The organism is Pseudomonas sp. GD04058 (assembly GCF_029836855.1).
GTDB lineage: Bacteria > Pseudomonadota > Gammaproteobacteria > Pseudomonadales > Pseudomonadaceae > Aquipseudomonas > Aquipseudomonas bharatica.
Genome location: NZ_JAOECN010000028.1, coordinates 61,829 through 79,972, shown reverse-complemented (window position 1 = coordinate 79,972; position 18,144 = coordinate 61,829). Strand labels below are relative to the sequence as shown.

At 63.2% G+C, this 18,144-nt stretch carries 16 protein-coding genes and 1 pseudogene; 13 read left to right on the top strand and 4 right to left on the bottom strand.

From position 1 onward, the window contains the following. From N7650_RS20540 to N7650_RS20520, 5 genes and pseudogenes are all read left to right on the top strand, one after another. Nucleotides 1-800, top strand: a pseudogene (locus tag N7650_RS20540) (type VI secretion system tip protein VgrG); the annotation flags it as partial. Next, nucleotides 797-1,738, top strand: coding sequence for a hypothetical protein (locus tag N7650_RS20535; RefSeq protein WP_009394713.1), 942 nt, complete (start codon nucleotides 797-799; stop codon nucleotides 1,736-1,738). The pseudogene N7650_RS20540 and the gene N7650_RS20535, both read left to right, overlap by 4 nt. Then, complete coding sequence (locus N7650_RS20530; RefSeq protein ID WP_279899760.1) at nucleotides 1,735-4,890, top strand: T6SS effector BTH_I2691 family protein; 3,156 nt, start codon at nucleotides 1,735-1,737, stop codon at nucleotides 4,888-4,890. The genes N7650_RS20535 and N7650_RS20530 overlap by 4 nt, the downstream gene beginning before the upstream one ends. A gap of 5 nt (nucleotides 4,891-4,895) precedes the next feature. After that, entirely contained in the window at nucleotides 4,896-5,666 is a 771-nt protein-coding gene (locus N7650_RS20525) for a DUF6708 domain-containing protein (RefSeq protein WP_279899759.1), read from the top strand. A gap of 31 nt (nucleotides 5,667-5,697) precedes the next feature. Then, nucleotides 5,698-5,955, top strand: coding sequence for a PAAR domain-containing protein (locus N7650_RS20520; RefSeq protein ID WP_279899758.1), 258 nt, complete (start codon nucleotides 5,698-5,700; stop codon nucleotides 5,953-5,955). Between the two features lie 13 nt (nucleotides 5,956-5,968). Here the strand turns inward: N7650_RS20520 and N7650_RS20515 are convergent, their stop codons facing one another. Both N7650_RS20515 and N7650_RS20510 read right to left on the bottom strand, forming a co-directional pair. Continuing rightward, nucleotides 5,969-7,522, bottom strand: a complete 1,554-nt coding sequence (locus N7650_RS20515) for a phospholipase D family protein (protein WP_279899757.1) — start codon at nucleotides 7,520-7,522, stop codon at nucleotides 5,969-5,971. Nucleotides 7,523-7,580: 58 nt separating this feature from the next. Then, nucleotides 7,581-9,011 (bottom strand): PLP-dependent aminotransferase family protein, encoded by a 1,431-nt coding sequence (locus N7650_RS20510; protein ID WP_167654038.1) that lies wholly within the window; start codon nucleotides 9,009-9,011, stop codon nucleotides 7,581-7,583. Between the two features lie 180 nt (nucleotides 9,012-9,191). Here N7650_RS20510 and N7650_RS20505 point away from each other — a divergent pair, with 180 nt between their 5' ends. Next, nucleotides 9,192-9,422 (top strand): DUF1127 domain-containing protein, encoded by a 231-nt coding sequence (locus N7650_RS20505; RefSeq protein ID WP_009396601.1) that lies wholly within the window; start codon nucleotides 9,192-9,194, stop codon nucleotides 9,420-9,422. Nucleotides 9,423-9,544: 122 nt separating this feature from the next. On the opposite strand, the gene N7650_RS20500 is transcribed toward N7650_RS20505, so the two are convergent. Next, a complete protein-coding gene (locus N7650_RS20500; protein ID WP_279899755.1) occupies nucleotides 9,545-10,864 on the bottom strand; it encodes an FAD-binding oxidoreductase in 1,320 nt (439 codons plus the stop codon). 71 nt (nucleotides 10,865-10,935) lie between these two features. On the opposite strand from N7650_RS20500, the gene N7650_RS20495 reads away from it, so the two are divergent. Then, entirely contained in the window at nucleotides 10,936-11,289 is a 354-nt protein-coding gene (locus N7650_RS20495; protein ID WP_009396598.1) for a YkgJ family cysteine cluster protein, read from the top strand. A 96-nt stretch (nucleotides 11,290-11,385) separates the two neighbouring features. On the opposite strand, the gene dadR is transcribed toward N7650_RS20495, so the two are convergent. Further along, nucleotides 11,386-11,874: a transcriptional regulator DadR gene (gene dadR / locus N7650_RS20490; protein WP_009396597.1), complete on the bottom strand. Its 489-nt coding sequence runs from the start codon at nucleotides 11,872-11,874 to the stop codon at nucleotides 11,386-11,388. A 153-nt stretch (nucleotides 11,875-12,027) separates the two neighbouring features. On the opposite strand from dadR, the gene dadA reads away from it, so the two are divergent. From dadA to N7650_RS20460, 6 genes are all read left to right on the top strand, one after another. Beyond that, nucleotides 12,028-13,329: a D-amino acid dehydrogenase gene (gene dadA / locus N7650_RS20485; protein WP_064303105.1), complete on the top strand. Its 1,302-nt coding sequence runs from the start codon at nucleotides 12,028-12,030 to the stop codon at nucleotides 13,327-13,329. After that, nucleotides 13,301-13,654, top strand: a complete 354-nt coding sequence (locus N7650_RS20480) for a RidA family protein (RefSeq protein WP_009396595.1) — start codon at nucleotides 13,301-13,303, stop codon at nucleotides 13,652-13,654. Before dadA ends, N7650_RS20480 begins: the two co-directional genes overlap by 29 nt. Before the next feature lie 78 nt (nucleotides 13,655-13,732). Beyond that, nucleotides 13,733-14,806 carry an alanine racemase gene (gene alr / locus N7650_RS20475; protein WP_279899754.1) on the top strand — a complete coding sequence of 358 codons (1,074 nt, stop codon included), beginning with the start codon at nucleotides 13,733-13,735 and terminating at the stop codon, nucleotides 14,804-14,806. A 105-nt stretch (nucleotides 14,807-14,911) separates the two neighbouring features. Continuing rightward, on the top strand, nucleotides 14,912-15,460 hold the full coding sequence (locus N7650_RS20470) for a cupin domain-containing protein (protein ID WP_009396592.1): 549 nt from the start codon (nucleotides 14,912-14,914) through the stop codon (nucleotides 15,458-15,460). 160 nt (nucleotides 15,461-15,620) lie between these two features. Continuing rightward, nucleotides 15,621-16,025, top strand: coding sequence for a c-type cytochrome (locus tag N7650_RS20465; protein WP_009396587.1), 405 nt, complete (start codon nucleotides 15,621-15,623; stop codon nucleotides 16,023-16,025). 123 nt (nucleotides 16,026-16,148) lie between these two features. Further along, the gene (locus N7650_RS20460; protein ID WP_279899753.1) at nucleotides 16,149-18,071 is read left to right on the top strand and encodes an acetyl-CoA hydrolase/transferase C-terminal domain-containing protein; all 1,923 of its coding nucleotides are present in this window, start codon (nucleotides 16,149-16,151) and stop codon (nucleotides 18,069-18,071) included. Nucleotides 18,072-18,144: the final 73 nt, after the last annotated feature.

The following is an 18,144-nucleotide window of genomic DNA, read 5'->3' as shown; positions in this document are numbered from 1 at the left end:
TGGCAATCCCGCGCATCGGTCAGGGCGTGATCGTCAGCTACCAGAACGGGGATGCCGACCAGCCCGTGATCACCGGTCGGTGCGTGACGGCACTTCAGCGCCCGCCCTACGAACTGCCCGCAAACAAGACCCGAATGGTCTTCAAGAGCCAGACCCACAAGGGCAATGGTTTCAACGAGCTGAGCTTCGAGGACGAGGCCGGGCAGGAAGAGGTGTTCATCCATGCCCAGAGGAACCAGAGGAACGAGGTCAGGAACGACGAAACCACCCACATCGGGCACGACCGCAGCGAACGGGTGGATAACGACGAGAGCCTTACCGTTGGCCACGACCGCAAGAACACCGTGGGCAACGACGAGCAGGTGCTGATCGGGGAGAGCCGGCGCCATGAGATCGGCAAGGACGATGACCTGATCATCGGTGGCAACCACAGCATCAGCACCGCCGGGGACCGGACCGAAGAGGTCGGTAGTAGCCGTCTGGACAAGACCGCCGCCAACCACAGCGTGGAGATCGGCGGCAATCTGGGTCAGCGCGTGCAGGGCACGGTTGATCTGCAGGCTGGCCAGCGCATCACGCAGCACACCAAGGTGTACGAAATCCACTCCTCAGAGGCTGTGGTCATCAAGAGCCCGGGCGGCACGCTGCGCATCGATGCGTCAGGCATCACCCTGGACGGCATTGCGATCACGCTTATCGGCCCGATGACCAAGCCGGGCGGAGGCTCCGGCAACAGCCTGGTGCTGGCGAGCGAAGTCGCGCAGGAAGAAGGGGTGAAGTGCAGGGAGCCCCGGCCATGAGCAAAGAAACCGTCATCGACTTTGCACGGCGACACCGTACCGCAGGCGACTACTTCTACTTGCTGGTGGATGGCCAGGCCGAATGTGCGCTCGATCATCCACTCAGCGTGCCGTCCCTGATCCGGTCATTTGGCGAGGCAGCCGTCACCCGCGTGCCGCGGCCGGATATGTCCCACGAACTGGATCACTGCCCGGCGTTGATCCAGTTGGCGAAGCCGGGGGAAGGGGTGCCGAAGGATTATCTCGACCTCAGCGCCGACTATTCCGCCTGGGACCTGAACTACGACGAACGCTACATCTGTGGCTGGCTGACCAGTCGGGAGCCGCTGGAGGTCATCGCGGCTCATATCGCCGCCCGTTGCTATACCACCGCCGACGAGGCCGGTGATTCTTCGGCCTGGTTCGAACCGCTGAGGCTGGAGTTGCTGTTGTGTGCGATGCAGAAGCAGGCGGGCTGTTTATTGCGTCCGATCCAGAACTGGCTTTTGCCGCTCAGCTGGGGTGCCTACACCGTGGCGCGCAGCTCCGAGTATGCCTGCGATCCGGACCTTTCCGAGCGGGCAAGGCAAACCCAGCAACTGGCACCTGAGGTGAATGCACTCCTGGGCATCTGGCGGCATGCCCTGACATTCCACGAAGGCTTTGCCCCCTGGCGCTGGAAAGGCCCTGGCATCCTGCCGGAGCAGGCCAGCGTGCATGGCTTCCGCCTGATCCGCGACGCCCGCCAACTCGGTCTCCACAACAGCAGCGACCGTATCTCCCTCAGCCTGCACCGGGTGTTCATGCACCCCCTTCTGCCGCAGCATCCGGATATCCAGCAGGCCATCTCCCAGGCCCGCGCCGGCAGCCTCGACCTGCCAAGCCATTTCGCCACCTACAGCGAAGCAACCTGGAAACGGATCGTCTACAGCCTGCCTCTTGCAAAGGACTACTCATGAGCACCGAGCTTCATTTGGCCACCTGCGAGGCCCGGCCCATTCCCCTGCGCACCTGCCGGGCCTGCGAGCGTGTCGGCCTGCCCGTCCTGCCCCTGCGCGCCGCCTATGCCCCGGAGCCCTGGCACACCCAGGCACTGCCGCTGGCCAGTGACCCCAAGGTCAAGGCCGTGCCCCTGCGTGACAGCCAGCCGCGCATCCTGCGCCGGGGTTTCCTCTACGTCATGCTCGACAGGAAGGAATGGCAGGCCTATCAGATCACTCCCGAGGGGGCGCTGCGCCAGGTGCCGCCGTACCAGACCTCCCGCGAGGAACCCCTGCCCCTGAGCATGGCCTGCATCAAGCACGACCACGATATCCCTGCTTCCTTCATCAATTTCGATACGAAGAAGTACACCACCGCCTGGCTGGCCATCGCCAACGATCCCTGGCCGAAACACGTACTCACTCGTTACCTGCGCGGCGGTACGGTCGACGGCATGAGCCTGGAGGAGCGCTTCTACAAGCTTGACCTCAAGACCGCCCGCGAAGACCCCGCCAGCATCGGCCTGGCGATGACCGAACATGAACTGCAAATGGAGAAGGTCCTCGAATACGCCCAGCCCATGGCCGGTGACTTCTACAGCGTGCATGGCTTTTACGGACGCAATCACCGCCTGAACGCCCTGAGGAACCATGTGCGCACGGTGATCCAGCGGGAAAAGCTGCCCAACGGTGTGCTGGCCCTGGTGCTGCCCGACCCGATCGGCATGGTGCAGGAGTGCAATGCCCAGCGCATGGTGCGCTACCAGCAGATGCTGGAATGGCGGGCCGAGCCGCAGCGGAGCTTCGAGCACCTGACGTCGCAGGCATTGCTGGGGATTCGCGAGTTTCAAGCGCAGAGAGCGGAAAAGCTGGCTGCAGCAGAAGCGAGTGCACGCGACGAGTACGCCCGCTACCGCAACGAAACCCATATTGCCGCTAAGTCGGTCCTGCCGAAGGTCGATGTCGAAGGGGTAACCGAGCGCTTGACCCCAGGCATGCAGGAAGAGGCTGCCGAGCGCCTTGATGACCGCTACGACGAAAAGGCCCGTTCGGACTTCCAGCGCGAATTCGACAACACCCTCGCCGCCTGGCAACGGCTTATCGACGATGCCGGCGAGATCTACGTCCGGCACTTCCAGAGCCCGGCGTTCAGGCTGGCCAGCCGGTTTGACTACATCGATCGCCACGACGAATCCGTCATGGGCTTCATCTGCCTGATCGGCCAGTGTCTCTCCGGCGGGCCGACCGGGCTTATCGACGAGAACAGGCTGGAGTCCACCCAGCAGCTCTGGAAGCAGCAACTGGAGGACCAGAGCAGCTTGCTCCATCAGGCCCTGCACGCGAAGGATCCAGGCGTGTTCGAACAGATCCACAAGTCCTTGGTTGACGATGAGCGGACCCGGATCTATCACGGCATCAAGACCCTGATCACGACCGAACAGGGCACCAAGTTGATGAGGGACTCCGTGAAAACGGCCGCCGGCCAGTTGCTCGGTGGTGCGGCCACGGCCAGCAACGTCCTCGGCAAGCATATTTCCGAGAACACCCGGGCGTTGGTCGGGCATCTGCACCGGGAGGCCTGGCTGCGCTTCTCCGGAGTGGAGGTCACCCAGGTCACGGTAGCGCTCAAGGTGGGCGAGTACCTCACGCTGCTCAATGAAACGCTCTATGAAGGGACCGAGCGTTATCTCGACAAGCTCAACGAAAAATTCCGCAACCCCGCTGCGGGCAAGGTGCGGGCCATGCTGCTGAGCGGGCACTTCACCCCGGCGCTGGCAGACCTGGATGACAAGCTGATCTACGTAAAGCTCTGGACGATGGAAAGCGCCGAAAAGCTGAGCGCGCGTCTGGAGCAACTGCGGGACGGCGTTGGCGACGGCATCGATGATGCCCTGCGTCCTGTCAGTATCGACACTGGGGCACTCAAGGGCGGGATGCAGGATTTCACCCGTCACCTGAGCCTCGATGCCGACGTCGCCCGCCTTTACGTGCGGGAGACCATGAGCAGCATGCGCAGTGCCGCCATGAGAGGCGGTGAAGGCGCCTTCAACCTGGGGCTGGCCTTGGGAAGTTTGTGGTTCCAGCAGGATGCGTTGCGCACTACCTACAAGAACATGCTTGAGGCGTTTGGAGATGAACGGCCCGAAGCGGTGGCGGCGTTCATGGCGGCGTCGGTGGGGAATCTTGGGGTGGGGGTCGAGCTGGTTGGGGGGACGATTCAGGCGTTTCGGCCTAGCTGGGAGATAAATGTACGTACGTTTCAGGGGCCTGCGGAGGTCGGGGTGGGGTCGCGAATTCTGCAGTTTGGCAGTGCGATTGCGGCCGTGGCCACTGCTATGGAGGGGATTCAGTACGCGTTGGCAGCTGGGCGCACACGTGGGAGTGGCGATAGGAAGGCAAGTTTTTTCTACACAGGGGCGGCGGCTTTCGCAATAGGCTCCGCAGGACTTGGAGTTGCCGGCTCCCTTTGGGCAGCAGGTGTACTACTTGTCCCGCTCGCATTCGCTGTACTTGCAGGGTTTGTTGCTTATGGGCTGTCGGTATGGGGGAAAGGAGAAGAGTCGCAGCCACTTGAGCTGTGGGCTCGGCACTCGCGCTGGGGTTTACCGATAGAGCATCGCCGATGGGCCGAATGGCAGGACACGGACACTGCAATTGGCGCTTTGAATGCTGCTCTGCTTGGCTTGAGAGCGGATCTTGATGTGACCTATCGCGTCCACAGACCGGCTCCCGGTGTACCAGGGCAAGGCGGAACCATCGATTACAGATTTGTCCTACCCGGGTATGTCGCTAACAAGTCGCGCTATGAATGGTCGTTGTTGGCGTACCGGCCAGGTGAATCGTCAGGAGGGACAGTCGCTAGAGGGCAGACAGATGGGACTGAAGAACCTCTGCCACCTCCAATTTCATGGAAGCGACCAGGCTATGACCCTAAAACATCACTTCCGGTCGTTAAAAACGATGTAGAGTCCAACACGCTCGAGATCAATGGCTCGATTGTTTACTGGGGTGTTCTTGACTTTCACGCCCTGGAACTTGAGGTGTCATATTGGCCAGACAAAGGAGATGAGTTAGGCGTAGCCCGATTTATCGTAAAAGAAGACAAAATCCCTGGGCCAGCGAAGTGGTAAGCCGTATGAGAAAACCCGAACTAATTCCACCGTGTTCAGGCTGGCGGGAGGACCTGCCTCGCCCAGACGAGCTTCCTGTTGTATTTCCGGCCCTCGGCTTTGATGTGCCCAACCATCAAAGTGATATTTTTCTTGAGCTTCCACGTGCATCGGCCCTTATCAGAGGGGTAATGATATGGTTTGCGCTGAGTATGGGCATATTGATGGTTGCTCTGACATGGCTTTTCTCCTCCATTGGGGTGGGACTCAACGCCGAACTTTGGATGGTATTCCTTTTTTGTTTATCCTTTGGAGTTTGGTCAATCTCACTCTTCTGGAAACTCGATGTAGCATCTCCGCGAGACTTGCCGCTCCGTTTCAACCGCACTCGCAATCGCATCTACGCCTACAACTTCAACTACTGCTGGTGGAACCCCTTCGAACGCTGGCGGGTTGAACCGGTAGCCTACGACTGGTCCCAAGTCCGAGCCGAACGCTGGCTGAAGCGCGGCGCAACCGCTCAAGGCGGTCTCGTCATCAAAGGCGGTGTAGTGCTCTCCATCGTCAAGCCCGGCACCAACGAAGTCATCGACCGCTTCCCCCTTACCACCATGGGTGCCGACGAGCATGCCTGGGCCTATATCTGCACCTACATGCAGCAAGGCCCCGATGCCCTGCCGCCACCCGGTCCGCCGAAGGATCATAACGATGTGTCATGGTTCAACATCGCCCTGCTGCTGGCCCCGAAGGTCAAATGGCCCGCCGATATGGATCTGGAATCAAGGACCGCACCATGAGAACCGCTCTCTCGACCAAGGAAACCCACCCATGAAACCAGTCGTCCTGCTGGGCCATCAACACCGCTGCCCTATCCACGGCCCTGGCCACGTCGTCACCGGCGCAAGCGACGCCCGTCTCAACGGCAAGCCCATCGCCCGTGTGGGCGATTCGATCAGTTGCGGCGCGGTCATCCAGACCGGCTCGGCCGACACCCTGATCGAGGGCAAGGCCGTCGCCCGTTTGGGCGATACCAGCAGTCACGGCGGCACCCTGGTCGAAGGCGACGAAGGCTGGCGGCTGGATTGAATCGACGTCGACCCTAAAGCATCTTCTCCAACCCCACCGCCTTGGCGATCCACGCATTGAACCTTCGCCACAACCCTCCGGGCTCGGTGGTCAGCACGTGCAGCTGGCCATTGTCCTCGGTCACCCACACCAGCTTGCCTTCGTGCAATTCCACCTGGTACGCCACCGCCGGCGCCATGCCCTGTATCGCCAGGTCGCGGGTGTATTGCGCCAGCTCGGGGCTGTCTACCAGTACTCCGACCTCGGTGTTCCACAGCACCGAGCGCGGGTCGAAGTTGAACGAGCCGATGAAGGTTTTCTGGCGGTCGAAGACGATGGCCTTGCTGTGCAGGCTGGAGTCCGAGGCGCCGCTGAAGCCATAACGCGGTTGGCCCGGGTCGCCGGGCTGGCGGCGCAATTCGAAGAGTTTCACGCCGTGCTCCAGCAGCGCCCGGCGATAGGGCGCGTAGCCGCCGTGGACCACCGGGACGTCGGTGGCTTCCAGGGCATTGGTCAGCAGGTCGACCTGAACCCCGGCGTCGGCACGGCTGGTCAGGTACAGCAGGCCTTCCTCGCGGGGCACGAAGTAGGCGGAGATCAGGATCAGTTCCTTGCGCACCCCGTTCAGCTCCGGCGCCAGTTGCCGGGTCATCAGCAGCTGTGGATCGGGCTCGTCGTCAGCCAGGACCTTGCTTGGTGCGTCCCATAGCGCCTGGCCGTGGGCCCAGATCAGTTCGTTGCGCCAGGTGTCCAGGCGCGGTTGGGTCCGATAGGCCATCAGCCGGTCGTACAGCGCCTTGCGCTGGGTGCGTGCTTCGGCCAGGTATTGCTCCAAGCGTTGGCGGCTTTCGCGCAGATCGTCGGCGTCGGGCTGGCTATAAAGGAAGTCGCCAATGGGCTTGCTCAGGGCGCTGTTCCAGTACTGGTCGAAGCTGTGCCCCAGTTGCTCGGCCACCGGGCCGACGCCGAGCAGGTCGATATCGGTGAAGTTGAGGTTGGGCTCGGCGTCGAAGTAGGCGTCGCCGATATTGCGCCCACCGACGATGGCCATGCTGTTGTCCACCAGCCAGAGCTTGTTGTGCATGCGCCGGTGCTGGCGCGACAGGTTGAACAGCCGGCCCATGGCCCGGGTGACGCCGGTGGCACGCCCGAGTTGCAGCGGATTGAACACGCGGATCTGGATGTTCGGGTGAGCGGCCAGGGCGCCGATCGGGCCGTCCTGACCGTCGGCGGCGGTGTCGTCCAGCAGGATGCGCACGCGCACGCCGCGGTCGGCCGCGGCCAGTAATTCATGGACCAGCGCCCGGGTGCTGAGGCCGTCGGCAACGATGTAGTACTGCAGGTCGATGCTGCTTTGCGCATTGCGGATCAGTTCGGCGCGGGCGCGGAAGGCTTCGTTGCTGTTGGGCAGCAGGCGAAAGCCCGAGCGCCCTTCATGGGCTTCGGCCTGGCGCTGCACCGAGCGGCCGAAGGCCGATTCGCTGGCCGGGATCGCCTGGCTGACGTCGCGGGGTACGCTGACGCTGGCGCAGCCGCCCAGGCTCAGCAACAGGACAAGTAGAAGGGGCAGGAGCCGATGATGGGTCAAGGGTGGATTCCGTGATCGCGGGGCAGTTGAACTGTAGACCGCGTTAAACAGCGAAACGTTACCCGAGCTTCGCTTCCTCGCCCAATAGACGAATGGCGTTTTCCCCGACCTTGCGCACCGCCGCCTCGATGGTCGGGGTCGGCCGCGCCGCGTAGTTCATGCGCAGGCAGTTGCGGTGCTTGCCCGACGCGGAAAAGATGCTGCCCATGGCGATCTGTACGCCCTGCTCGAGCAGCAGGCGATTCAGTTTCAGGGTGTCGCACTCTTCCGGCAGTTCGACCCAGAGCAGGAAGCTGCCCTGGGGCCGGCTGACCCGGGTGCCTTCGGGGAAATAGCGGGCTACCCAGTCGATCATCTGGTCGCGGCCGCGCTGGTATTGGGCGCGCATGCGTCGCAGGTGAGGCTGGTAGTGGCCGGCCTCGATGAAGTCGGCGATCGCCAACTGCGGTTGGGTCGCGGTGCTGCCGGTGCTGATGTACTTCATGTGCAGCACGCGCTCCAGGTAACGCCCAGGCGCCACCCAGCCGACGCGCAGGCCAGGAGCCAGGGTCTTGGAGAAGGAACTGCAGAGCAGGACGCGTCCGTCATCGTCGAAGGACTTGATCGTCCGCGGACGAGGGTAGGTGTAGGCAAGGTCGCCATACACATCGTCTTCCAGAATCGCCACGTCGAAGCGCTGCGCCAGGCTCAGCAGAGCACGCTTGCGCGCCTCGGGCATGATGTAGCCAAGCGGGTTGTTGCAGCTCGGCGTCACCTGGATCAGCTTGATCGGCCACTGCTCCAGGGCCAGTTCCAGGGCTTCGAGGCTGATGCCGGTGAGCGGGTCGGTGGGGATTTCCATGGCCTTCATGCCCAGGCCCTTGAGGGTCTGCATGGCGCCATGGAAGCTCGGCGAATCCACCGCGACGATGTCGCCCGGCTCGCACACCGCGCGGATGCTGGCCGACAGCGCTTCATGGCAGCCGGTGGTAATCACCAGGTCGGCGGCATCGATGGTGCAGCCGGAGTCGAGCATCAGCCGCGCGACCTGCTCGCGCAGGGCCTGGGTGCCGCTGATGGTGTCGTAGTACAGGCCGGGCATGTCCTGCCGGCGGCTGAGCTGGGCGAGGCTGCGCAGCAGGGGTTTCAGGGTCGGGCTGTTGACATCGGGCATGCCCCGGCCGAGCTGGACAATGTCCTTGCGCGGCACGCTGCGTACCAGCTCCACCACATGTTCCCATTGAGAAATATCCACCGGCCGCTGGGCCGGCCGGCCGACTGCCGGCAAGGCGGGCAGGGTGCGGTGCTGCGGCACGAAATAGCCGGATTTCGGGCGTGGTGCCACCAGGCCGTTATCCTCCAGCAGGCGGTAGGCCTGCTGGACCGTACTCAGGCTGACCCCATGCTCCAGGCTCAAGGCCCGGACCGATGGCAGGCGGTCCCCGGGACGATAAAGGCCCTGTTCGATACGGGCACCGAGCAGCTCGGCGAGGTTGACGTACAGGGTCATGGGTCGTACTCCGGGAAAATGCTGTAGGAAATAACCAGTACAGATTTCGGAAAAATACATCATTCAGAGAGAAAGTGTAGAAATCTGTATGAAGAAAATTCCGATAGTTTGAATCTGTAATGTCTTTCGCCACACGCGCATCCTGTTTCCACGGTTTACAAACCCTGGAGGGAAGACGCGATGAACGGCCTGAGCGATGTGCGCTTGAAACTGTATGGCAGCGAAGTGGAGCGGGCGCAGCGCAACGCCCGTCTGCGCGGGCCATGGTTCATGGGCACCGTGCGCTTGTGGATGCATCGCTGGAAAACCCGGCAGGCGTTGCTGGAACTCACGACTGCGCAGTTGAAGGACATCGGGTTGAGCAAGGCCGATGCGGTGGAGGAGGGGCTCAAGCCGTTCTGGCGCGAGTGAAGTCTTGTGGCGTTTTTGATGGCCTCATCGCTGGCAAGCCAGCTCCCACAGGGTCTGCGGTGCACGCGATACCTGTGGGAGCTGGCTTGCCAGCGATGAGGCCATCAGCAACATTAAAGAGCTCAAACCAGCGCCTTGAGTCGATGCCACAACATCCCCAGCGCCAGCAACGGCGAGCGCAAATGCTTCCCGCCCGGGAAGGTGATATGCGGCACCTGGGCGAACAGATCGAAACGCCCACTCTCCCGCCCACTGATCGCCTCGCCCAGCAACCGCCCTGCCAGGTGCGTGGCGTTCAGGCCGTGTCCGGCGTAGGCCTGGGCGTAATACACATTGGGCTGTTCGCGCAGGCGGCCGATCTGCGGCAGGCGGTTGGCGCCGATGCCGATCATTCCGCCCCACTGGAAGTCGATACGCACATCCGCCAGTTGCGGGAACACCTTGAGCATCTTCGGGCGCATGTAGGCGCCGATGTCCTGCGGATCGCGCCCGGAGTAATGGCACGCGCCACCGAACAGCAAGCGGCGGTCGGCCGAAAGGCGGAAGTAATCCACTGTCACCTGCTGGTCGCAGACCGCCATGTTCTGCGGCAGCAGTTGCCGGGCGCGGCCTTCGTCTAGCGGCTCGGTGGCGATGATGTAGCTGCCGGCTGGCAGTACCTTGCCGCCGAGCACGGGGTTCAGGTCATTGAGGTAGGCGTTGCAGCACAGCACCAGGGTTGCGGCGCGGACGCTGCCCTGGGCGGTGTGGACCTTGACCTCGGGACCATAGTCGATGCGGGTGACCGGCGACTGTTCGAAAACCTGCACGCCGAGCGCGCTGGCCACGGCCGCTTCACCCAGCGCCAGGTTGAGCGGGTGCAGGTGCCCTGAGCCCATGTCGATCAAGCCACCGGCGTATCGATCCGAGCCGATCACGTCATGCATCCGCTCCGGCGGTACCAGGCGCAGTTCGTGGCGGTAGCCAAGGGCGCGCAGGGCTTCGGCCTCTTCGGCGAAGCCGTCGAATTCGCGGGGTTTGTTGGCCAGGTCGCAATAGCCCCAGGTCAGGTCGCAGGCAATGCCGTGGCGCTCGATCCGCTGGCGGACGATCTCCACGGCCTCCAGGCCCATCAGCTTCATCTGCTTGACGCCGTCGGCACCGATGACCGGCTCGAACTGTTCGAGGCCGTGGCCGACACCGCGAATCAACTGCCCGCCATTACGCCCGCTGGCGCCCCAGCCCACCTTGCGTGCTTCCAGCAGGATCACGCTGAAGCCGCGTTCGGCCAGTTCGATGGCGGTGTTCAAGCCGGAATAGCCGCCGCCGACCACACAGACGTCGCAGCGCTGTTCGCCGTTCAGCCGCGGGTAGTCCGGCTGTGGGACGCTGCTGGCGGCGTAGTAGGAAGCGGTATGCATTTGATGTTGTCCCGGGGTAATGGCTGGAGAGGCGGGCAGCATAGGTGGTGCTTCCGGGCGCAGGCAACCGTCGGGCAAAATAGCGGCCTTCTTTCCTTTGGCGGTTCCGTTCCATGGCCTGCAACAGTCACAAAATCCGATTTCTGCGTGAGCAGATTCCGTCCTTCGAGTGCGTGCCGGGTTGTCATGACTGCTGTGGGCCGGTGACCACATCGACCGAGGAAATGGCCCGGCTGCCGCGCAAGAGTGCCGAGGAGCAGGAGGCGGCGCTGGCCGAACTGAACTGTGTGCACCTGGGGCCGCAAGGGTGCACGGTGTATGAGGAACGGCCGTTGATCTGCCGGTTGTTCGGGACCACGCCGCGCTTGCCATGCCCGCGGGGGCGGGCGCCGGAGGAGATGATTGACCCGGGGGCGGAGCGCCTGGTGCATCAGTTCATTGCCACTACCCGGCAGGTGCTTGTGTGAAGGCTTCGGGCCTCATCGCTGGCAAGCCAGCTCCCACAGGTTCAGCGTCGCCGCGGACCTTGTGGAGCTGGCTTGCCAGCGATGAGGCCCGCAAGATCAATCCGGAATCGGCAGGCTCAGGCTCTCCTTCACCTCTTCCATCACGATATAGCTCTTCGACTCCCGCACATGGGGCAGCTTGAGCAGGATGTCGCCGAGCAGCTTGCGGTACGACGCCATCTCGGAAATCCGCGCTTTCACCAGGTAGTCGAAATCCCCCGATACCAGATGACACTCCAGCACATGGGGCAGCTTGAGCACCGCCCGGCGGAACTCCTCGAAGGTGTCGCCCGACTTGTAGTCCAGGCTGATCTCGACGAACACCAGCAGGCTGCCCTTGAGGTGCTGCGGGTTGAGCCGGGCGTTGTAACCCATGATGATGCCCTCGCGCTCCAGCCGGCGTACCCGCTCGGTGCACGGGGTGGTCGACAGGCCGACCTTTTCCCCCAGCTCGGTGAAGGAAATACGCCCGTCGCTTTGCAGTATCCGCAGGATATTGCGGTCGATCTTGTCCAGCTCGCGCTTGCTTTGGTGCTGGGTTCTCATAGTGGATGCCCCTTTGTAAAAGCCGACTTTGCCGAGAATTCTCGCCAAATATAGGTTTTTATATAGTGAAATGCACTGCCTCTAGTTTTTTAAACTGCGCTCATCCATGCCATTCACAAGATTGTGCGGTGCGCCGCCTCGAGGGTTTACAACATGCGCGTTCTGGTACTCGGTAGCGGTGTGATCGGAACCGCCAGTGCCTACTACCTGGCCCGGCAAGGTTTCGAAGTCGTTGTGGTCGACCGCCAGCCGGCGGTGGCCATGGAAACCAGTTTCGCCAATGCCGGCCAGGTGTCGCCAGGTTATGCCTCGCCCTGGGCCGCGCCTGGCGTGCCGCTGAAAGCCATCAAGTGGTTGCTGCAGCGTCATGCGCCGCTGGCGATCAAGGCCACCGGCGATATCGACCAGTACCTGTGGATGGCACAGATGCTGCGCAACTGCACCGCCAACCGTTACGCCGTGAACAAGGAACGCATGGTCCGGCTGTCCGAATACAGCCGCGATTGCCTTGACGAGCTGCGCGCCGAGACCGGCATTGCCTACGAAGGTCGCAGCCTCGGCACCACCCAGCTGTTCCGCACCCAGGCCCAGCTCGACAACGCTGCCAAGGACATCGCCGTGCTCGAACAGGCCGGCGTGCCTTACGAGTTGCTGGACCGCGACGGTATCGCCCGGGTCGAGCCGGCCTTGGCCAACGTCTCCGATATCCTCGCCGGTGCCCTGCGCCTGCCCAACGACCAGACCGGCGATTGCCAGTTGTTCACCACCCGCCTGGCGGAGATGGCCGTCAAGCTCGGCGTCGAGTTCCGCTTCGGCCAGAACATCCAGCGCCTCGACTTCGCCGGCGATCGCATCAATGGCGTGTGGATCGACGGCAAGCTGGAAACCGCCGACCGCTACGTGCTCGCCCTGGGCAGCTACTCGCCGCAACTGCTCAAGCCGTTGGGCATCAAGGCGCCGGTGTACCCACTCAAGGGCTACTCGCTGACCGTGCCAATCACCAACCCGGACATGGCCCCGACCTCGACCATCCTCGACGAAACCTACAAGGTTGCCATCACCCGCTTCGACAACCGCATCCGCGTTGGTGGCATGGCCGAGATCGCCGGTTTTGACCTGTCGCTGAACCCGCGCCGGCGCGAAACGCTGGAGATGATCGTCAACGATCTTTATCCTTTGGGCGGCAACCTGCGCGAGGCCGAGTTCTGGACCGGCCTGCGCCCGACCACCCCGGACGGCACGCCGATCGTCGGCGCGACAGCGTTCCGCAACCTGTTCCTCAATACTGGTCATGGCACCCTCGGCTGGACCATGGCATGCGGCTCGGGTCGCTTGCTGGCCGACCTGATGGCGCGCAAAAAGCCGCAGATCAGCCCCGAAGGGCTCGACATTTCCCGTTACGGATACACTCAGGAGACCGCCAAGCATGGCAATCCAGCGCCAGCTCACCAATGAACGCATGAGCCAGATCGTTGCCCATAACGGCACCGTGTATCTCGCGGGCCAGGTGGGCAACGACATGAACGCCGGGATCGAACAGCAGACCCGGGAAACGCTGGGCAATATCGAGCGCCTGCTGGACCTGGCCGGTACCGACAAGACCCGCCTGCTCTCGGTGACCATCTACCTGAAGGATATCGATGCCGATTTCCAGGGCATGAACGCGGTCTGGGACAAATGGCTGCCCAAGGGCGTGGCTCCGGCCCGGGCGACGGTGCAGAGCAAGCTCTGCGAGCCGGAAATCCTCGTTGAAATGTCCGTGGTCGCTGCGCTCTCGTAACCCTCCTCTCTTCTGCCCGGTGTCGTTGCGGCACCGGGTCTTTTTCATCCACGAACAGACTGCCAGAAGGCTGCCGTCATGCGTCCCGCCCGTGCCCTGATCGACCTCCAAGCCCTGCGACACAACTACCGCCTTGCCCGCCAACTGTCCGGGGCCCGTGCCCTGGCGGTTATCAAGGCCGATGCCTACGGGCACGGCGCGCTGCGCTGCGCCCTGGCCCTGGAGCCGGAGGCCGACGGTTTTGCCGTGGCCTGCATCGAGGAAGCACTGGCACTGCGCGAGGTGGGGATCAAGGCTCCGGTGCTGCTGCTCGAAGGCTTTTTCGAGGCCAGCGAACTGGAACTGATCGTCCAGCACGACCTCTGGTGCGTGGTGCATTCGCTGTGGCAACTGGAGGCGATCGAGAAGGCCAGCCTGGCCAGGCCGATCCAGGTCTGGCTGAAGATGGACACCGGCATGCACCGCGTCGGCCTGCATCCGCGGGACTACCAGGCGGCTTACCAGCGCCTGCAGGCCAGCGGCAAGGTGGCGAAGATCGTCCTGATGAGCCACTTCGCCCGCGCTGACGAACTGGACAGCAACACCAGCAACGAGCAGGTCGCGGTTTTCGACGCAGCGCGTCAGGGCCTGAAGGCTGAAACCAGCCTGCGCAACTCACCCGCCGTGCTTGGCTGGCCACAGGTGCCGAGTGACTGGGTGCGACCGGGCATCATGCTCTACGGTGCCACGCCGTTCGATACCGATCAGGCCGAAGCCGCGCGCCTGCAGCCGGTGATGACCCTGGAATCGAAGGTCATCAGCCTGCGCGAGTTGCCGGCGGGCGAGCCGGTGGGCTACGGCGCGCGTTTCGTCAGCCCGCGTCCGACCCGGGTCGGTGTGGTCGCCATCGGCTATGCCGACGGCTATCCGCGCCATGCCCCGACCGGCACGCCGGTGCTGGTAGCCGGCAAGCGTGCCCAGCTGATAGGCCGGGTGTCGATGGACATGCTTTGCATCGATCTCACCGACGTACCCGAAGCCGGCCTCGGCAGTAGCGTGGAGCTGTGGGGCAAGCGCGTCCTGGCCAGCGATGTCGCCAGCCAGGCCGGCACCATCCCCTACCAGATCTTTTGCAACCTGCGGCGGGTGCCTTTGGTCTATACCGGAGAGTAGCGCCATCACTGACGAGCTGCGGGTCGAAGTGTTGTAAATACTGAACGCTGTTGCGATGATGGCGCACATTTTCGACCCCCATTCATTCGTCAGGAGGCTCCAGCATTGGACGTCGGTGAACGACTACAAGCCATTCGCAAGATCAGGGGCCTCTCCCAGCGGGAGCTGGCCAAGCGCGCGGGTGTCACCAACAGCACCATCTCGATGATCGAGAAGAACAGCGTGAGCCCTTCGATCAGCTCGTTGCGCAAGGTGCTGAGCGGTATTCCCATGTCGATGATGGAGTTCTTTTCCGAAGACCTGCTGCCGGAGATCCCGACGCAGATTGTCTACAAGGCCCACGAACTGATCGACATTTCGGACGGCGAAGTGACCATGAAGCTGGTCGGCAACGGCCACCCGAGCCGCGCCATCGCCTTCCTCAACGAGATCTACCCGCCGGGCGCCGATACGGGTGAAGAAATGCTCACCCACGACGGCGAAGAGACCGGCATCCTCCTCGAAGGCAGGCTGGAGCTGGTCGTCGGCCTGGAAACCTTCATCCTCGAGGCCGGCGACAGCTACTATTTCGAGAGCACCAAGCCACACCGTTTTCGCAACCCCTTCGATGAGCCGGCCCGGCTTATCAGCGCCGCCACCCCGGCGAACTTCTGACAGCCAGGGTGGCGCGGCTGATTGTCGCGGATAAAGCCCTTTATTTAATGTGGTTGTTCCGGTGAGTAAGGGTTCCCGCTATACTTGCGCCGCCTGCGAATCCGTGGCCGCGGGCGTGACTAGCCACCATGAGGGTGTACGTGTGAATCCAATCAAGAAAATGCTGGCTATACCAGCTACCGTAGTGGCCCTTTGGGCAGTCAGTGCCCAGGCTGCAACCAACGACGATATCGCCAAGCGCCTGGAACCGGTCGGTCAGGTCTGCGTCCAGGGCCAGGAGTGCAAGGGCATGGAAGTCGTGGCTACCGCAGGTGGCGGCGGCGCCAAGACCCCGGATGAAATCATCGCCAAGCACTGCAACGCCTGCCACGGTTCCGGCCTGCTGGGTGCGCCGAAGATCGGCGATACCGCCGCGTGGAAAGAGCGCGCCGACCACCAGGGTGGTCTGGACGGCATCCTCGCCAAGGCCATCACCGGCATCAACGCCATGCCACCCAAAGGCACCTGCGCCGACTGCTCGGATGACGACCTCAAAGGCGCCATCAAGAAGATGTCCGGCCTGTAAGCCTCCGCGCTTCCCGCCTCGAAGCCCGCCTAGTGCGGGCTTCGTCGTTTCCGGGCTGTGCAGTAATTTGCACGTCGCTTCGGTCCAAGCTGTACTCAACGAACCCGACGGAGAGCCGACAGCGTGCGCATCTATTCGATCGAAGCCGCAGTGGACCAGGTACTGGCGCAATTGCCGGCCCACATTCACATGGGCCTGCCACTGGGCCTGGGCAAGCCCAACCGCTTCGTCAATGCGCTGTATGCCCGGATTCGCGAGCTGCCGGAGCGTCGGCTGACGATCTATACGGCGTTGTCGCTCGGCCGCCCCGACCTCGGCGATGGCCTGCAACGGCGCTTTCTCGAACCCTTCGTCGAGCGAATCTTCGCCGACTACCCGGAGCTGGAGTACCTGCGCGACCTGCGTGCCAGCCGCCTGCCAGCCAATATCCGTGTCGAACAGTTCTTCATGCAGCCCGGCAGCCTGCTGCACAGCGCGCAGGCGCAGCAGGACTACGTCAGCAGCAACTACAGCCATGCGGCGCGGGACATCAATGCCAAGGGCCTCAACCTGATCGCCCAGATCGTCGCCGAGGATGGCGAGCGGCCCGATCACCTGAGCCTGAGCTGCAATCCCGACATCACCCTCGACCTCCTGCCGATGATCGAGCGCCGCCGCGCTGCCGGTGAAACCATCCTTCTGCTCGGCCAGGTACATGCCGGCCTGCCCTATATGCCGGGCGCCTCGGAGCTGAAGCGGGAACAGTTCGACCTGCTGATCGACGAGCCCGAGCGGACCCGACTGTTTTCCACGCCGAACATGCCGGTCAGCACCCAGGATCATCTGATCGGCGTATACGCTAGCACCCTGGTGCGCGATGGCGGCACGCTGCAGATCGGCATTGGCGCCATGGGCGATGCGCTGACTGCGGCCTTGCTGGCCCGGCAGGCGGACAACGAAGCCTACCAGGCGCTGCTCGGCGAGTTGCGCCTGACGCCCTGGCATGGGCTGATCGAGCGCGAGGGCGGGGTGATGCCTTTCGCCAGGGGGCTTTATGGTTGCAGCGAGATGCTGGTCAACGGCCTGCTGGCGTTGTTCGAGGCGGGCATCATCCGCCGCCCGGTATACCCTGATGCGGTGCGTCAGCAGGCAGCCAACTCGGGCGCGGCGGACACCGAGGACGGCGTGCTGGTGCATGGCGGTTTTTTCCTCGGGCCGCAGGCCTTCTATCAGCGGCTGCGCGAGATGCCGCTGGCCCTGCGCAAGCGCATCGACATGGGTGCGATCAGCTTCATCAACGAGCTGTATGGGCAGGAAGCGCTCAAGCGCTTGCAGCGCCGCGATGCGCGCTTCATGAACACGGTGTTCACCATGACACTGATGGGCGCCGGGGTGGCCGACCAGTTGGAGGACGGGCGGGTGCTCAGCGGCGTCGGCGGGCAATACAACTTCGTCGCCCAGGCCCATGCGCTGGAGGGCGCGCGTTCGGTTCTGCTCCTGCGTTCGTGGCGCGAAGCGGGCGGTGAGGTGAGTTCGAATATCGTCTGGGACTATGGCCACTGCACCATTCCCCGGCACCTGCGCGATGTGGTGGTGACCGAATATGGCATCGCCGATCTGCGCGGGCAGACCGACGCCGAGGTGATCGCCCGGCTGCTGGCGGTCAGTGATTCACGCTTCCAGCCGCAGTTGCTGGCCCAGGCCAAGAAGGCCGGGAAATTGCCGGAGGGCTTCGAGCTGGACCCGCGTTACTGCGACAACACCCCGGAGCGCCTGGAGGCTTTGCGCGCGCGGCATGCGCGGTTGTTCCCGGAGTATCCGCTGGGGTGTGATTTCACGGCCGAGGAGCGGGACCTGCTGCGGGCGCTGAACTGGCTGAAGAGCAAGTTCAAGCTCAGCGAAGCGCTGGAACTGGGCAAGGCAGCGCTGGACGCGCCGCCTGCCGAGGACTGGTCGGCGCAGTTGGCGCGGATGGGGCTGGAAAAGCCGGAGGGGTTGAAGGAAGAGGTGTACCAGCGGCTGGTGTTGGCGGGGTTGCAGGCGACGGCGCATGGTTTGGCTGTTTGAGTGACCGTGAGGGCCTCATCGCTGGCAAGCCAGCTCCCACAAGGATCGCATGCACCGCTGGACCTGTGGGAGC

Bases quoted from the DNA above. Each gene is read 5' to 3' on its own strand.
- dadR (WP_009396597.1), bottom strand. From the start codon at position 11,874: ATGAGAACCCAGCACCAAAGCAAGCGCGAGCTGGACAAGATCGACCGC.
- dadA (WP_064303105.1), top strand. From the start codon at position 12,028: ATGCGCGTTCTGGTACTCGGTAGCGGTGTGATCGGAACCGCCAGTGCC.
- N7650_RS20500 (WP_279899755.1), bottom strand. From the start codon at position 10,864: ATGCTGCCCGCCTCTCCAGCCATTACCCCGGGACAACATCAAATGCAT.
- N7650_RS20480 (WP_009396595.1), top strand. From the start codon at position 13,301: ATGGCAATCCAGCGCCAGCTCACCAATGAACGCATGAGCCAGATCGTT.
- N7650_RS20520 (WP_279899758.1), top strand. From the start codon at position 5,698: ATGAAACCAGTCGTCCTGCTGGGCCATCAACACCGCTGCCCTATCCAC.
- N7650_RS20505 (WP_009396601.1), top strand. From the start codon at position 9,192: ATGAACGGCCTGAGCGATGTGCGCTTGAAACTGTATGGCAGCGAAGTG.
- N7650_RS20530 (WP_279899760.1), top strand. From the start codon at position 1,735: ATGAGCACCGAGCTTCATTTGGCCACCTGCGAGGCCCGGCCCATTCCC.
- N7650_RS20510 (WP_167654038.1), bottom strand. From the start codon at position 9,011: ATGACCCTGTACGTCAACCTCGCCGAGCTGCTCGGTGCCCGTATCGAA.
- alr (WP_279899754.1), top strand. From the start codon at position 13,733: ATGCGTCCCGCCCGTGCCCTGATCGACCTCCAAGCCCTGCGACACAAC.
- N7650_RS20535 (WP_009394713.1), top strand. From the start codon at position 797: ATGAGCAAAGAAACCGTCATCGACTTTGCACGGCGACACCGTACCGCA.
- N7650_RS20465 (WP_009396587.1), top strand. From the start codon at position 15,621: ATGCTGGCTATACCAGCTACCGTAGTGGCCCTTTGGGCAGTCAGTGCC.
- N7650_RS20495 (WP_009396598.1), top strand. From the start codon at position 10,936: ATGGCCTGCAACAGTCACAAAATCCGATTTCTGCGTGAGCAGATTCCG.
- N7650_RS20525 (WP_279899759.1), top strand. From the start codon at position 4,896: ATGAGAAAACCCGAACTAATTCCACCGTGTTCAGGCTGGCGGGAGGAC.